This is a genomic window from Nodularia chucula CCY0103 (genome assembly GCF_963923915.1).
Lineage (GTDB): Bacteria > Cyanobacteriota > Cyanobacteriia > Cyanobacteriales > Nostocaceae > Nodularia > Nodularia chucula.
The window spans coordinates 1-16,498 of sequence record NZ_CAWUOL010000002.1; the positions used below are offsets into that span (position 1 = coordinate 1).

Consider the following 16,498-nt stretch of genomic DNA (forward strand, 5'->3'; position numbering starts at 1 on the left):
TTGCTGATTAGGCAAGTCCTCTTGTCAACAGGGTTTGAGATGCGCTGACCCTGTCAGTATCTTGTTGTTTAACACAGTCAATGTATGTTAGTAGTTCTTGATTCTCAGCTTCGGTAATTTCTCCATTCTCTTTTTGCTGACGCAGATCAGAAAATCTATTTTGTTCTTCCAGAGATAACCGACGTTGAATAATTTGTAATAAAGCTAAACAATAAAGCCAGCAGACAGAATAACTCTATCTTACTGGCTAAAGAAAATAGGGGAATGATCACGAACCACAGAGGACACGAAGAGATTAGCTTTAGACTAGTTTCAAATCGGGATACTCTGCCAAAATATCATCAGTTGTGAGAGTATCGCCTTCAGCTTGGGGAGTCCACAGCACTTCAATTGCTAAAAGTTGCTCACCACTCATTCCCCCAATTAGCCGCAACGCTTGACGCAAATCATCAGCACTGTTGATTTCGGGAATTTGCATTTTTCCTAATGTCGCCGCTAATAAGGTGACAATCAAATATTCTCCAGGCCCTTCACTGATTAAACGGGTGGGGTTGTCTATGTCGTCAGCAGTGGGTAAAGCATCTTGATTCAAGGCTGCTTTTAGCTGATTGTTGACATTAGATAGAGTTTCTTCACTAAACTTGCTGCGTTCCGCTAATGACAAGCGGTTAAACTGACTTTCAGCCCCAGTTAATTTGACTTGCTCGGTTCCACCACCAGCATATACCCAGTATTCTGGATGACGAAGTAAGGCTAAACTGGCTTCTTGCAAAATTTCTGCTCTTCCTTGGGGGGAGTTAGTATCAGCAGATTCGGCGATTTTGTTGAGTTCGCTTTGCAAACCACGCGCTTGTGCTAATAAACCCACTTGTAAACGTGTGACAGACACAGAGGGATTGCTGCTGTAACCAACGTTGTCGCCTTCTCCATTATCGGTGACACGGCGGAAGGTCTGCATGAGGAAGTTGGCGATCGCAAAGAAAATTAAAATGCTGAATAAACCCCCAAAACCGCCACCAATACCCCAAAAGGGAATCAAGAACGGAAAGCCAAAGCCACCACCACCAGGATAATAACCGCCACCACCAGGGGCGTAAGTGCGGGGTGTATAAGTACGGCTAGAAGGCGCTCTGAATGAGCCTCCACCAATTCGACCACCACTGCGGGCGGCTAATGCTCCATCCGCATGGCTCAGTGCTAAAGTTAACACCAGTCCGAAGACAAAGGCAATTTTCAACAGGGGTTTGAGAGTTTGTTTTAGTTTGTTACCCATAAGACAGGTGCTTAAAATGTTACTATTTATGATTCTTTACTCAGATCGGACAAAAGTTGTACCGTCTGGAATCATGCCACATTGGCATGAGTTTTTGGTTATTCATCTTTTTTGGCTACATTTCTAATTTACCGCGTCTAATCAAGATCAGACAGTCAGCCCAGGGTGGATTTCTCTAGTAGATAACCGTACATCAGCCATACTCACATAGCCTAAGTGGTGTAATTACAACGGCTCCCATACACGGGTATTCACTATAGGACTCTTATTTGATTTCTGTTGGCGTAGTCTTATAACTGAAAAAGCTCTTTCCCATTCCCTACTCCCCACTCCCCACCTAAGTAGTTCATCAGATAACTTGATGCTGATCATTCAAACAGCACAAATTCCGCAAAATTATTGAAAATCCATGATATTTGCCATCCTATATTTTTGGCAATTTGGCATCACAGCTACAGAGATTTAGGATAGTCTAGGAACATCAGCAATATTGAGTAATATTTGTGGCAGTTTGTTAGTTATAACTTTGATTATAATTTGGATTTTATCATTATTTTTTGTTGATTCAAGTTTGATGTAAGTTAACAAACACTTCACAGAAATAATAAACAATTACCCCTACTTAATGTTCTAAGATATTAGTAAGATATGTATCATGATTGCGCTCAAATAGAGGTAGAAATTATTTTCCTGGGTATATCCTACAGAGTAGTAACCATGTATAGCAGGGAGCAGGGAGCAGGGAGCATAGAGCAGCCTTGAAAATCCTTAATTGCAAATTTTTCATGCTCTGTTTGTCTCCTACATTCCTTTGCAGTTGCTATATATAAATATCTCGGAATTGTGTGTATTAATTACAAAATTGGCAAAAGGGAAATTATTACAAAGAATTATCGCCCCCTCAGAGATAAGATATATAGCCAGCGTGATTTGAGGAGCTAATACGTTGCTAAAAAACCTGAAACATACCAAGATTGCCAATTTCCACTTTCCAGGTTTACTTCCGTGGTAGCAGATATTTTTGGGATATCAAATAGAAGTTAAGTATTACTCAATGCTGTACCTGAATTTCAGTATTAAGACTTGCATCTTACCGGAATTAAACTTAGAGAAATTAGCATGGAAAACATCTCAAAAATACCAACAAAAGTCCGAGAGCAAACCACCTCTCCGGACATTCTCGTAATTTCCCAGTTCTTCCTCCCAAAAAAGGCCGTAATTGGGGAATATCTCTATAATCGCTGTCTGCAAGATCCAGAAAGGGTAGTCGTTTTAGCGGCTGGTTGTGCTGGCGATCAAATATTTGACCAAGAGCAACAATTTCCCGTATATCGCTGGCTCAACTCTCGATACTGGCTGGGGGGTTGCTTACAGCCGATGATGGATTTTGTTTGCTCATTTCTGTTAGCTATTAAACTCTATTTTCGCTATCATTATCGTTATATTGAGTGGGGTCATGGTTATCACTTTCCGGTGTTATTGTTATTGAGCTATATCCTCCCCATTCGCTTTTTTATTCATCTGCATGGTAGCGATATTCTGAATACTTTACACAATCCTCTATGGCGATCACTCTTAAAATTGACCCTGACACGCGCCGCCGGAATTGTGTGTAACAGTTACGTAACTCAAGATTATCTCCGCAAAACTTTTCGCTTACAAACTCCTACCCATGTCATTCAACCTGTGGTCAGACCAGAAAAATTTGGTCTAGACAAAAATCAAGGTAATTTTGATGATTTACGTCAACGGGTGCGACAAGCGTATAATATTCCAGAAACATCAATCGTGATTCTGTCGGTAGGAAGATTAATTAAGCAGAAACGCTTTCAACAGGTAATTGAAAATTTACCCCTACTGCTAACTAATGGAATTGACGTTCACTATATACTCTGTGGACAAGGTAAATGGGAAACGCCATTAAAAAATTTAGCCCAGCGCTTGCGGGTAGATAAGCGGGTACACTTTACAGGATATATACCCGATAGTGAATTAGCTGGATATTATGCAGCCTGTGATTTATTCGCTATGCTGACTTCCTTAGATAATCAAGAATATATTCAGGGTTTTGGGATTGTTTATTTAGAAGCCAGTTACTTCGGTAAACCAGTGATTGCTTCTCGTTTAGGTTCGGTGATTGATATAGTGCGCCATGAAGAAAATGGGATTTTGGTAAATTCCCAATCTGGTTACGAAGTTTTTCAAGCTTTTAAACGGTTGTGTAATGACAAACAGTTAAGGGAAAAACTCGGTCGCAAAGGTAAAGAATTAGCGAGACGGAAAACCCTGCACCGTTCCATTTACCTCTCTGAACCTCTCCCTGATGGTTTGTTGAATTAACCACCACCAACAATGGTGACAATTTCTAGGCGATCGCCTGATTTTACCTTTGTTTCTGACCAAAATTGACGGTGTAAAATATCACCGTTATACTCCACTGCAATTAAACGGGGATTAAAACCCAACTGTTGGAGTAAATCTGGTAAAGCAGTTTGGGATAAGCAACTCCGATTTTCCCCATTTACCTGGAGAGTAATTTTATCAGACATCTTCAAAATAAGAATTAATCAACTGGTTATGGTTTAATGCGGTGCATCTGAGAAAGCAAATATTGTGTGACTAAAGTCGGCTGTTCAGCTTCGATGATAGCTCTTACCACCGCTACACGTTCCGCTCCCGCCTCGATGACATCGTTAATATTATTCGCATCTATACCCCCAATGGCAAACCAGGGAAGAGAGCTATTTTGGGCAGCATATTTGACATATTCTAAACCGGCGGCGGGCTTATCTGCTTTTGTGGGAGTTTCATAAACTGGACCGACACCAATATAGTCTGCACCCTCAGCAATGGCTTTTTGCATTTCTTCAGCATTGGTAGTGGAACGCCCGATTAAACGCTGATGTCCCAGTAATTGTCTAGCCATAGCAATGGGCATATCTTGCTGTCCCAAATGTACCCCATCTGCATCCACCGCCAAAGCTAAATCAACTCGGTCATTAACGATAAACAAAGCACCATAGGAATGACATAATTGCCTTAATTTTGTCGCCTGTTCTACCCGCACAGTATCATCACCAGTTTTATCCCGGTACTGTACCAGAGTTAATCCACCTTTAAGGGCTGCTTCTACTGTTTTGAACAAATTTTCTGTGGGAGAAGTCACTAAATATAAATGCGATCGCCACAACAATTGATGGCGCTGGTAGCCCATTAAACTACTTTCTAAAGTATAAACACGATAGCGCATTTGCTTAAAGGCTTTCCCCATATTGGGATGATAAAGCTTACCGTATTCTTCCAGCACCCGCATGGCTTCTTGCACACGACAAAAATTAGCTTGTAACAGTGCTTTGATACTAGAGCGTTGTTCTTCCTGGGGATGAGTCAATTCTGTACCCGGATCACCTGGGGTATCTCGCGCCGCTCGCAATTCAGACGTATGCCAATGCGCCAACTCTTGACGTAAGTATTTACATTCTCCCAACAATTGCGCGTTATTTAAGCCAAAGCGACACCATTCTTCAATAATTCGCAAGCCTTCACGGGCGCGGTCTAAATTAGCATCTAAAATCCGATAAACAACTTGCTGTATTTGTGCTTTTTGGCTGTGTGGCTCTACCATGACAACAACCCTATTAGGACTTTCGTTAAATGACGTAATATCAACACTTTTAGACATTTTGATTAAAAATTTCTGGTACGGGGATGGGAAAAAGAAGTAAAAATTGACTATATCTAAGTAGCTGATTACATAGCCGATCAACATTGAGGGACGACTTTATAATATAGCAGGGAACAGGTAACAGAATTGAAAGTCTCTAATTATCAGGATTTAATTATCGGTTTTTGTCTTCAGAGACCTCATCACTGCTATATATCTGAAAGTAGCAAAGAACTATATATAGTAATCCGCTTTGATTTTTTAACTTACTTGCGTAGGTGGGGAGTGGGGAGTGGGGAGTGGGAAAAAGCGATTTTAATTTGTACTAAGTTGCTTCAGAAAACAAATATAAATCCTATATAATATTCTCAATTCAAATAAATATATGGTAGCTACGACAATAATAAAAATTCCCGTGTTCCCCTTGGTTTTTATTATCAGTCATTGCAGCCTAAAATTTCCTGCTTTTTGGGAATAACCACTTACTCAGAGGAGAAACCAGAAACAATTATCCACTATCGACATTCTACTCTCTCAGCGAATAAAACTTTAGTATAAGGATTTTATGAAATTGATTAATTCCATTATGTATTCTCAATATCGTCAAGTAGGTAGCCGAGCAGTTTGTTCCCTGTTATCTCTCACCCTGGGGTTAGGAATCGTCGGTATCACTTCCGGTAGAGTGTTGGCTCAAATACCATCCCCAGCGCATCAAATCGCCCAGACTGAAGGTAGGGTTACTGAAGTTAAAATGTTATTTGTCAACCCCAGTACGGGAAATAACACTTCCGGTAATGGTACTGAAAGCGCTCCTTTACAGACCATTACTCAAGCGTTGCGGGTTGCTTCTGGTAATACCATGATTATGCTCGCTCCTGGTACTTACAGTGCTGACACTGGAGAGGTTTTTCCTCTCAATCTTAAACCAGGGGTTGTGATTCAAGGCGATAGCCTCAGCAAAGGACAGGGAATTACAATTAGAGGCGGTGGGAGATATCTGAGTCGCAGTTTTGGCGGTCAAAATGTCACTGTTGTCGGCGCAGATAAATCTGAGTTAAGTGGGGTAACGGTAACAAATTCTAATCCCCGTGGTTATGGTTTGTGGATTGAATCCAGCAATACTGTAGTTACAAACAATACATTTACTGGTAATACTCAGGATGGGGTTTCTCTGGCTGGTAGCAGTGAGGCGACAATTAGACAAAATCACTTTCATCGCAATGGGGCGAATGGGATTACAATCGGTGGTTCTTCCCAGGCGGAAATACTAGAAAATGTCTTTGATCAAACAGGATTTGGCATCAATATTACTCAAAATGCGGCTCCTTTAGTGGCGCTGAATCAAATTCAAAACAACCGCTCTGGAATTGTAGTCCAAGCCAATGCTCGCCCGATGTTACGCAATAATTTAATTCAAAGTAATCGAGAAGATGGGTTAGTGGCGATCGCCCAAGCAATCCCCAACTTAGGTACTATTGCTGAACCAGGTGGTAACGAATTTCGTAATAATACTCGCCATGACATTAATGCTGCTGCGGCTAGTCAAATAATTCCGGCTGCGGGTAACAACCTTGCCCAAAATCGCATTGCTGGTAAGGTAGATTTCAACGCTCAAACCGCACCCACAGCCTATAAACCGCAGCCTTCCACCGTGGCTAATCGACTGATGTCAGAAACTTCACCAAGTCGGGAAGTTACCTTCTCTGCATCCACTCAGCCCCAACAAGCTAATCAGTCACAGATCAATTATGTCAACACTGATCCCAATGTAATTGAATTTACTGCACCTCAAGCATCCTCTCCCTTTAGAGAAACACCTCTGTCACCAGCTGCGAATCAGAATACTCCCCCAACTCAGACCACAGCAGCTAGGCCAAGTTCTGCTCTACGTTATCGTGTCATCGTCAATGTGGCTAATGATCGGGAACGAAATTTAGTCCGTAATTTAGCACCTGGGGCATTTCCTACTACCCGCCAAGGTCGTGGAGTGATGCAAGTGGGAGTTTTTAGCGATCGCACTAATGCCGATTCCATTGTTAGAGTCCTCAATAATAATGGTTTGAGAACTACACTTGAGCCATTAAATTAATACTTCCCAAAGCATAACTTAGTGTCTTGGTGTCTGAGGAATTAATTATTTTTTCACCACCAAGGCACAAAGTAAATTAAACCTAAACTTTTTGGTTCAGGGGACAAGGCATAGTAATTTTTCCTGCCCAATCTGTCAACGTATTTTCATCTTGATAATGGCGAGGAGTTGCCAACAATAAGCGCCATGCTTCTTGGGCATCTAATAAATTATATTTCTCGGCATAATCAGCTTTTAACAACTCTCTAACCATCACATAATAATCAGAGTTCATCCCTGGAAAAATATGATGTTCTGTATGGTGGGAGAAATTAAAATGTAGCAGGTCAATAAATTTATAAACCCGCAAAGAGGTAGAATTTACCAGGGGGTCATTAATCTCGGTCATTGGACACATCAGATGATTTGTATAAATATAAAACATCAAGCCTGCATGACCAATTCCGATGGGTAAAAAGTATCCAAGTATGAGTTTTAAAGGGTCAAATTGTAGATATGCTACAATAGCTAGATGGATTAGTGAAATCAACAGTAACTCACCTGCGATCGCCCGCCGATCTTTAGCACTAACTGTAAATGCTGCCGGCACATAATCGACGGATTTATGATTAAAAAATAGCACCGAAGTCAGAGTCCGAATATTATGTCCACCCCAAGCAACTGTCATTCCCAAAATTAAACATAGGGGATTCACTTCTAAAGAAGGCACAACTAAATTATTAAACCATTTACCCCAGTTTTTCGGCTGTGTTTCTAAGTAATTGCGATCTGGATCACCCAAGCCATTAGTGTGATGATGATGCACCCGGTTATGAACCGACTTCCATAGGGTTGGGGGCATCCACAACATTGTTAGTCCTGGAAAACTGAACAAATAAGCTAGTTTTGAGTTTTTAATCACGCCACCGTGCATCAAATCATGGGAACTACATCCCACAGACATGACGCTATTAGCCATAATAATAGTTAGGGGTAAATATAACCATAAAAGATAGACAGGCCAATTATCTAAATGAGCCGCTATCATCCATCCCAGGATTAAAATTGCTATATTAATTATCAGAATAATTAACTTACTGGGATCGGGTGCAAATGCTTCAGGTGGAAGCTGAGAACGTAATGATTTCGCGTATGTTCCCTGATTAATTAGTCTCTGCTCAGTATTCAAATTCATGGATAATTTTTTTTGCAATAATCAAGCTAGATGCTTATTCACAGTAACATAGTCTGTATCCATGAAAGTATATTTAGTCTTGTGAATTTTATATGCATTCTCATAGTAGGATAATTTCAGTTTTAAATATGCCGAAATCAAAATTTCACAATGGTGAAAACTTTGGTTTTAATCAACCAAATCTATATTTATTCATAATTTCCCTACACCCTACACCCTCTCACTGTTCATCCGACATCGCTTTCAGTTTTAAGGTAAACGAATCAGAGTGTCCGCTCGTTGCTGGGGTAAATTGTCCAATGGGTGGATGATTAGCTGATGGTGGGAGTAATTTTGTCTGCTGTTGAGTTTGTGGTAGGGGGGAACTTCTCTGAAGATAATGTTGTGAATTGACTCTCGTTTGGGTCTTAGTCGCAGTGGCGACAGTGGCAGATGCTAAGAGACGTTGTACTGGTTTCTCCTCGGCTTCGGCATTCATCACTTGTCGGTTTGCCCTTTGAGTTTGCCGATAACCATTGCCCACGGTAGCAGGTAAGGAATGGGCGATCGCCGGTTCAGGAAGAGATGCTGGTATTTGCGGCTTAATGGCAGGTAAAACTGGTGCTGCTGGAGTCAGGCTTTCAGGAAATTTGCTACAAATCAAGCGTTCAAATTCCATATTGAAATGATGAATTACCTGTCCTCGTCGCTGCCAAAATGCTAAAATTTGCTGCACAGAAATTCCTTTATAGCGACCTTGATATAAGGCTTCTACCACTGCTAGGTGCAACCAATTGGCGGGATATTCTGTTTGCCAACTTTTAACTAGCTCACTGGCAGTATGCCCACTGAGATCAAAACTATAGTGAGTTAAGAGAGCCGTTGCTAATTCGGGAAAGGACTGGGAGGCTATTGTTAACATGGGATTATTGGCTTCAGACGAAAGGTATAAATTATTTACCCCGCGCTTATAGCCTATCGTGTTTTGAGCTATAGGATTAGTGACCAAGATTCCAGGCTGATAAACAGTGTATTTCATTTTACTGGGTTAGTTGGTAACTTAGTCAACAATATAAGCGGAATTAATCTGAGAAGTGCGCTTGGTAGCAACTAATGCCTGATAAACCATTGCGGCTACTTCACCCCTTGTTGCTTCACGCGTGGGTGCAAGTTGTTTGGGATCTGGATAATTGACTACTATTCTTTGTTGTGTCGCAGTTACCACTGCTTGACGAGCATAATTAGGAATTGTTTGACTATCAGTATAAGTGAGTACAGGATTGTGATCTGCTGTGGGCAAGTTAAGTCCATTTACTAGGGAGAGAATTACCTGTAACTTTTGCACATTTTGATTGGGGCGGAAGGTGCGATCTTCAAATCCACTCAGAAAACCGCCTCTAGTGGCAATTTGTAGGGCTGGATAAGCCCAAAAATTTGGGGACACGTCTGTAAAATTTAGTGGTGGGCGTTGGGGTGCAGGATTAAAGGCTACTGCTACTAAGGCGGCATATTCGGCGCGCGTCATGGGTTTATTGGGCTGGTAGCTACCATCAGCAAAACCATTAGTTAAATTCATGCTGGCTAACCCCCGGATAAATGGTTCTGCCCAATGTCCGGTAATGTCGGTAAATCCGGGGATATCTGCATCGGGGCTAACAATATAGGGTGATGCGATCGCCTGTTGGGGAGTTGTGGCTACTAAGGCTTGATAAATTAATGTTGCTACTTCTCCACGGGTCATATCTCGCATTGGTTCTAGTTGTTCTCGTTGGGGATAGTTCAGCACTAGCAAGTTTTGGGTGGCTACTGTCACAGCATTAGTACCATAACTGGGAATTTGAGCGCGATCGCGGTACACGTTTAATACCTGGGGATTTCCCCCTCTCAGTTGTAACCCATTGACTATAGATACTATGGCCTGGACTTTGGTCAAATTTTGTCCTGGGCGAAAACTACCATCAGGAAACCCACTAATAAAACCCATTTCCGCCGTTTGCAAAATCGCCGATGTTGCCCAAAAACCGGGAGGGACATCTGTAAATTTAATCCCAGGATTTTTTCTAGGTAACTGAAAAGTCTTGGCAATAATTGCCGCATATTGAGCGCGGTTAATCGGTGCATCTGGGGCAAAAGTCCCATCAGGGAAACCGCTAATTGCACCCCGATTCACTAATGCGGCTACAAATTCGGCTGTCCAATGTCCCGCTAAATCAGCAAAAATACTACTGCTACCGGATATCCGCCCAGGATTTTCTTCTAGCACAGCCAGAAAATCCACCCTTCCCTGCACTTGGGTAGGATTCAACTGATTACCGGCTGAAACTAAGGGCTGTGATGTGGTGTTGTGGATATCGAAGCCGCCATTATTGAGAAAAATATTACCCGCAGCATCTTGGTTATTTCCTAAATCAGGAATAGCATTACCATTGACTAACATCCCGCCTTGGCTATTTTTAGTAATCACATTCTGTCGTAGTACCGGTTTAGCGTTGCGAGACAGTGCGATCGCCGAACGGTTATCTGATATGGTGTTATTTGCGATTAATGGCGCTGCATCATCACTAATAGCTAAGGCTAAAGGGTTATTTTGAAAGCGATTTCGCCGCACTTCTCCCTTGCTATGACGTGCCATCATTAACCCACTGGCGGCATTTTGCCTAAACAGATTATCTACAATAGTGGGTTTAGCATTCCCAGTCACAAATATTCCTTCTCGACCACAATTAATTAAAGTATTATTAGCAACATTTGCAATGGCTGACTCAATCCAAATTCCAGTACCTCTAGCCCTGGGATTACTCACAGTCACACCCAAAACACTGCTATTACCTGCCAAAACTAATGTCACACTTTGCATACCAAAGCTAGGACTTTGATACTCACCACTCCCAGAAATTAAAATTCCAGTACCTTTGTTAGCTTCATTACCTATGACTGTCACCCCCGCAGAAATGACAATGGGAAACACTTCACCATTAGCTGTGCTATAAGTGCCAGATGTCAACTGAATAATTACGGGTGTTTTAATAGTTTTTAAAGCATGGGTGAGACTTTTAAACGGACTCGACCGCGAACCAGCATTGCGATCATTCCCCTGCACAGGATTGACATAGATTGTGGTGGGGAGGGTAGAGTTAACCATTGATTATTGTGTTCTGCGTTCCCTGTAAATATAGCAGGGGGCAGGCTTAAAACTCCTTAATTACAAGGGTTTTATGATTCATTTTTGTCCTAACCACCTTGGCGGGTGCTGTAAGCAAAAAATAAGGAGAGCTACTTACGCAACTCTCCAGATCATTAGGGTTCTACTACACACACAATAGCTTTTTTGGTGTGAGGGGTGTAACCTACTTTTCTGCGTTCTTTGTAAAGATTTGATGAAATTTTGCAAAAAACTCGGTAAAAATCTAACAATTCAGTTTTTTCTCGACTAATTCATTCGTTAGTTTTGGGTCAGCGCGTTTGTCAGTTTTCTTCAAAACTTGACCGACAAAGAAGCCTTTTAACTTTGTATTACCAGCGCGATACTTTTCTACTTCGTTGGGGTTAGCGGCGATCGCCTCATCCACGATTGGTTCTAGTACAGTAATATCAGTGATTAACTCCTGACCTGCAAAGGCTTTCTCTGGAGAAATACCATCCAGCAAATCTGGCAGCTTTTGTTTAGCTTGGGCATTACTAATTTTACCAGATTCAATCAGAGTAATTACCTTAGCTAAATTAACCGGAGTCAAACCGATTTCAGTAATACTCAGCTTTTGCTTATTGAGGTAAGCGGCGATATCTTGAGTAATCCAGTTAGCAGCCGCTTTAGCATTTGCGCCAGCTGCAATCGCCTGTTCAAAATAATCAGCCACAATACTGTCTTCTGTCAATACCCCTGTATCGTAAACCGATAAACCCAAATCATTTTCATAACGATGGCGTTTTTGGGCGGGAAGTTCGGGAAGTTCCTTGCGCCATTCCTCTAATTGATGGCTAGATACCACAATAGGTGATAAATCTGGTTCCGGAAAATAGCGATAATCACTAGAACCTTCCTTAACCCGCATACTACTGGTGCGTTGCGCGCCTTCTTCCCACAAGCGAGTTTCTTGGATAATCGGTTCCCCCGCTTCTATGGCTGTAATTTGGCGTTCAATTTCGTAATCTATCGCCCGTTGAATAGCGCTGAAGGAGTTCATATTTTTAATTTCCACCTTCACGCCAAACTGTTCTCGCCCCACTGGACGCACTGAGATATTCACATCACAGCGTAGAGAACCTTCTTGCATATTGCCATCACTGACACCGAGATAACGCACAATTCTACGGATTTCTTGGGCGTATTCCGCCGCTTCTTCACCAGAACGCAAGTCAGGTTCCGAAACAATTTCCACCAATGGCACACCTGCGCGATTGTAGTCTACCAGAGAATAGGTAGATCCAGACAAACGGTCACTTCCCGCGTGTACCAATTTTCCCGCATCTTCTTCCATGTGCAGACGAGTTACACCAATACGTTTACGACTTGGGTTCCCCTCAGCATCTAGCAATTCAATTTCTAACCAACCATGTTCAGCAATGGGGAGGTCATATTGAGAAATTTGGTAATTTTTGGGAAGGTCAGGATAAAAATACTGTTTCCGGTCAAATTTACTATACTTAGCGATTTCGCAATTCAAAGCCAAGCCGGTTTTTACAGCATATTCCAAGACTTTTTCATTCAGTACAGGTAAAACCCCAGGTAAACCCATACACACAGGGTCAATGTTAGTATTAGGGTCAGCACCGAAAGCTGTAGAGCTATTGGAGAAAATCTTGGTATTGGTACTCAGTTGACAATGGGTTTCTAGACCAATAATCGCTTCGTACTCAGTTTTTACAGTCGTAGCAGCAGTCATACTATATTTTTCGCTATTTAGTCTAATTTTTAGTTTAGGTTACTATTTTAGCCCGTCTTTAGCCTTCTCTAACCGTTGTAATTACCATACTTTTTTTAGTGATACCCCACAGTTTATGAATAGCAACACGCGCTTACAAAATATTTTAGCTGACACACCTGTGGGTCTAGTCTTACCTGCCATCGCCCAACAAAATCTGCCTAACTGGTGGTTAGCCGGGGGTGCAGTACGAAATACAGTTTGGTGTGCCGTATTTGGTGAAAAATGTCGTTTATTCATCAAAGACTTTGATATTGCCTTTTTTGATCAATCAGGAAACCGTTCCCAAGAACTAGCAGCAAAGGCACAATTAACCGCACAATTTCCTCATTATGAGTTTGATGTCAAAAATCAAGCTAGTTTTGCGCGGTGGCGTTCTGGACGCACAACCTACAACAGTACAGAAGATGGGATTGCCAATTGGTTACACACCGCCACTACTGTGGGTGTCCGAGTCGATGCACAAGGGGAATGGCAATTTTTCACCCCCTACGGCTTAGATGATTTATTTGGGGGAATTATTCGACCCACACCAGCATATATCAATAACCCCGATGCTAAAAATAAAGCCTCTGATTTTCTGGATAAATGTCCTGAACTCAGGTGTATTTAGAAATTTCCTTTGCTTCCGAAAATACGGGTGATTTCACCTACCATTATTAATAACACTATCTTCTCACAAAAGATTTATAATTTTGTTATAAATCTGATTAGTAGGACTTAATAGCCCATGCAATTTTAGATAAGTTTGTATTTAATTGAACAGAGAATACTGTGCCATTAAAATAAATCCTCTTTTTCTATGAAATTTTCTGTTGAAAACAAGATTAGAAGCGTTTTTGGGCTGGCTATGCTGATTTTAAGTATAGTTGGTGGTTTTTCTTTTTGGAGCGCCATACAGCTTAGTAAAACAGTTGCCAGCACTGCCGATAGTCAGAGAGTAGCTGAAAAATTAAAAGACTTGTCATTACAAATTGAGGCTGCTGACAATGGCATAGCTGATTACGTAATTACGGGCGAAAAACAATATTTACAGCCGTATTTATTTGTGGTTGAGAATATTCCTCCACAGTTAGAAGCTTTATATCAGAAGAGTAATAATCATCCTAGCTTGCAGCAACTAACAACTCTGGAAACTTTAATCAATAAACAACTTGCTGTAAATAAAGAAATCATAGCTGTAAGAGAATTACAAGGTTTTGTGTCTGCACAAAAAATTATGTCACTGGATGGAAGTCAGAAACAGACAAGTGCTATCCAAAAGATAATTAAGGAGATGCAGCACCGGGAAAATCAACAATTAAAGCAATATTTATTGGCAGTAGGAGCAAATTCTCAGACTACGAAAAATGTGGTATTGATCAGCAGTGTACTAGCGATCGCCCTCATCCCTTCTGGTATCTTTATTATTGATCGAGATATTGCTTACATGAACCGGATCAAAGCAGCACTACGTGAGAGTGAAGAGCGCTTTCGGCGTGCATATAATGATGCTGCAATCGGTATGGCATTGGTAGCACCAGATGGACGTTGGCTGTCTGTAAATTCTGCCTTATGCGACATTGTGGGTTATTCTGAAGCAGAGTTATTAAATATTACCTTTCAAGCAATTACTCATTCTGAAGATTTAGATACGGATCTCAATTATGTGCAACGCCTCCTGTCCGGTGAAATTCGTAGTTACCAAATGGAGAAACGATACTTTCACAAGCAAGGTTATATAGTTTGGGTGCTTTTAAGTGTGTCTTTGATGCGTGAAACTCCAACCCAATCACCATACTTGATAGCTCAAATTCAAGATATAACTAAACAAAAACTCGCACAAGAAGCTCTGCACGAGAGTGAGCGACGATTCCATGCTATTTTTAATCAAACATTTCAATTTATCGGTCTGCTAAAACCAGATGGGACTTTACTAGAAGCTAACGAAACAGCCCTAAATTTTGCCGGGATCAAATCGGTAGATATCGTCAATCGTCCGTTTTGGGAAGCGCGATGGTGGACAATTTCCGCCGCAACCCAAGCGCAATTACAAAAAGCGATCGCATCTGCGGCCGCAGGTGAGTTTGTGCGTTATGAAGTAGACGTACTGGGTGCAGAAGATACAATCACAACTCTTGATTTATCTCTTAAACCAGTTTTTGATGAAACGGGAAATGTGGTGCTGATTATTCCCGAAGGTAGGGATATCTCGCGGCGAAAACAAGCAGAAGAAGAGATGAGAAAGGCGAAAGAAGCCGCAGAATTGGCGAATCAAGCCAAAAGTATGTTTTTAGCTAATATGAGTCATGAATTGCGGACTCCTCTCAACTCGATTTTGGGTTTTACTCAAGTGATGAAACGCGATCGCTCTTTGACTCCCAAACACCAAGAATATCTCCAAATTATTAGCCGCAGTGGTGATCACTTACTGGGTTTAATTAATGATGTTCTCGACTTGGCAAAAATTGAATCGGGATACATCACTCACGATCACCAGAGGTTTAATTTACATTTACTATTACAGTGTGTTTTCCAAATGCTGAAGCCAAAAGCCGAAGCCAAAAACTTGCAATTCAATTTTTACCGTGATCCTCATGTACCCCAGTATGCGATCGCCGATGAGAAAAAAATTCGCCAGGTACTGATCAACTTGCTCAGTAATGCGATTAAGTTTACAGAAAATGGTAGTGTAGTTTTGCGTGTGCAACCGAGTAACAAGGAACCGCAAACCAATCAAATCCTCTGGCTATCCTTTGAGGTAGAAGATACGGGAGTGGGAATTGCTGCTACGGACATCCAGACTATTTTTCACCCCTTCTTTCAAACCCAATCTGGTAAAAATATTACAGAAGGTACAGGTTTGGGACTCAGCATCAGTAATAAGTTAATTCAATTTATGGGTGGTGAAATCACTGTTAAAAGTAACCTGGGTCAAGGTAGCAAGTTCACGTTTGATATTCCCGTGGGTTTAGCTGAAACTGACTTAGTATTGTCGCCAAATCACTATGATCAAGTAACTAAATTAGCACCCGGACAGCCATCTTATCGCGTTTTGATTGTCGATGACCAAGCAGAAAACCGTTTACTTTTAGTAGAATTATTGACTGATTTGGGTTTAGAGGTGCGTGAAGCCACCAATGGACAGGAAGCACTCACTATGTGGAAGCAGTGGGAACCCCAGCTAATTTTAATGGATATCCGAATGCCGGTGATGGATGGTTACGCAGCAACTAAACAAATTCGTGCTACCCCAAAAGGCGCAGAGACTATTATTATTGCACTTACAGCATATAGTTCGACGAGCGATCGCACCTTGGCAATCAATGCAGGTTGTGATGATTTTGTTACCAAGCCGTTTTCCGCAGAAGTATTGTGTGCTAAAATTGCGGATTATTTAGGATTACGGTATGAGTAA

11 protein-coding genes are annotated in these 16,498 nt (G+C 41.5%); 4 read left to right on the forward strand and 7 right to left on the reverse strand.

Features of this window, described 5'->3' with window-relative positions:
- Window positions 1-301: 301 nt before the first annotated feature.
- Window positions 302-1,273, reverse strand: a complete 972-nt coding sequence (locus ACM0OP_RS00915; RefSeq protein WP_414526510.1) for a DUF1517 domain-containing protein — start codon at window positions 1,271-1,273, stop codon at window positions 302-304.
- 1,119 nt (window positions 1,274-2,392) lie between these two features.
- Between ACM0OP_RS00915 and ACM0OP_RS00920 the strand changes: the two genes are divergently transcribed.
- Window positions 2,393-3,613 carry a glycosyltransferase family 4 protein gene (locus tag ACM0OP_RS00920; protein WP_414526511.1) on the forward strand — a complete coding sequence of 407 codons (1,221 nt, stop codon included), beginning with the start codon at window positions 2,393-2,395 and terminating at the stop codon, window positions 3,611-3,613.
- Here the strand turns inward: ACM0OP_RS00920 and thiS are convergent.
- Window positions 3,610-3,822: a sulfur carrier protein ThiS gene (gene thiS, locus ACM0OP_RS00925; RefSeq protein ID WP_414526512.1), complete on the reverse strand. Its 213-nt coding sequence runs from the start codon at window positions 3,820-3,822 to the stop codon at window positions 3,610-3,612. The two genes, ACM0OP_RS00920 and thiS, sit on opposite strands and share 4 nt — an antisense overlap.
- A 26-nt stretch (window positions 3,823-3,848) precedes the next feature.
- Window positions 3,849-4,955 (reverse strand): thiamine phosphate synthase, encoded by a 1,107-nt coding sequence (locus tag ACM0OP_RS00930; protein ID WP_414526513.1) that lies wholly within the window; start codon window positions 4,953-4,955, stop codon window positions 3,849-3,851.
- Window positions 4,956-5,502: 547 nt separating this feature from the next.
- Between ACM0OP_RS00930 and ACM0OP_RS00935 the strand changes: the two genes are divergently transcribed.
- A complete protein-coding gene (locus ACM0OP_RS00935; protein ID WP_414526514.1) occupies window positions 5,503-7,026 on the forward strand; it encodes a DUF1565 domain-containing protein in 1,524 nt (507 codons plus the stop codon).
- Window positions 7,027-7,108: 82 nt separating this feature from the next.
- On the opposite strand, the gene ACM0OP_RS00940 is transcribed toward ACM0OP_RS00935, so the two are convergent.
- The 4 genes from ACM0OP_RS00940 to gatB form a co-directional block, all read right to left on the reverse strand.
- Window positions 7,109-8,200, reverse strand: coding sequence for a fatty acid desaturase family protein (locus ACM0OP_RS00940; RefSeq protein ID WP_414526515.1), 1,092 nt, complete (start codon window positions 8,198-8,200; stop codon window positions 7,109-7,111).
- 220 nt (window positions 8,201-8,420) lie between these two features.
- Entirely contained in the window at window positions 8,421-9,101 is a 681-nt protein-coding gene (locus tag ACM0OP_RS00945) for a hypothetical protein (protein ID WP_414526516.1), read from the reverse strand.
- Between the two features lie 138 nt (window positions 9,102-9,239).
- A complete protein-coding gene (locus tag ACM0OP_RS00950; RefSeq protein ID WP_414526517.1) occupies window positions 9,240-11,321 on the reverse strand; it encodes an S-layer homology domain-containing protein in 2,082 nt (693 codons plus the stop codon).
- A 265-nt stretch (window positions 11,322-11,586) separates the two neighbouring features.
- Window positions 11,587-13,062, reverse strand: coding sequence for an Asp-tRNA(Asn)/Glu-tRNA(Gln) amidotransferase subunit GatB (gene gatB, locus ACM0OP_RS00955; protein ID WP_414526518.1), 1,476 nt, complete (start codon window positions 13,060-13,062; stop codon window positions 11,587-11,589).
- Window positions 13,063-13,177: 115 nt separating this feature from the next.
- Here gatB and ACM0OP_RS00960 point away from each other — a divergent pair, with 115 nt between their 5' ends.
- Both ACM0OP_RS00960 and ACM0OP_RS00965 read left to right on the forward strand, forming a co-directional pair.
- A complete protein-coding gene (locus ACM0OP_RS00960) occupies window positions 13,178-13,714 on the forward strand; it encodes a nucleotidyltransferase family protein (protein WP_414526519.1) in 537 nt (178 codons plus the stop codon).
- A 189-nt stretch (window positions 13,715-13,903) separates the two neighbouring features.
- Window positions 13,904-16,498 carry a PAS domain S-box protein gene (locus tag ACM0OP_RS00965; RefSeq protein WP_414526520.1) on the forward strand — a complete coding sequence of 865 codons (2,595 nt, stop codon included), beginning with the start codon at window positions 13,904-13,906 and terminating at the stop codon, window positions 16,496-16,498.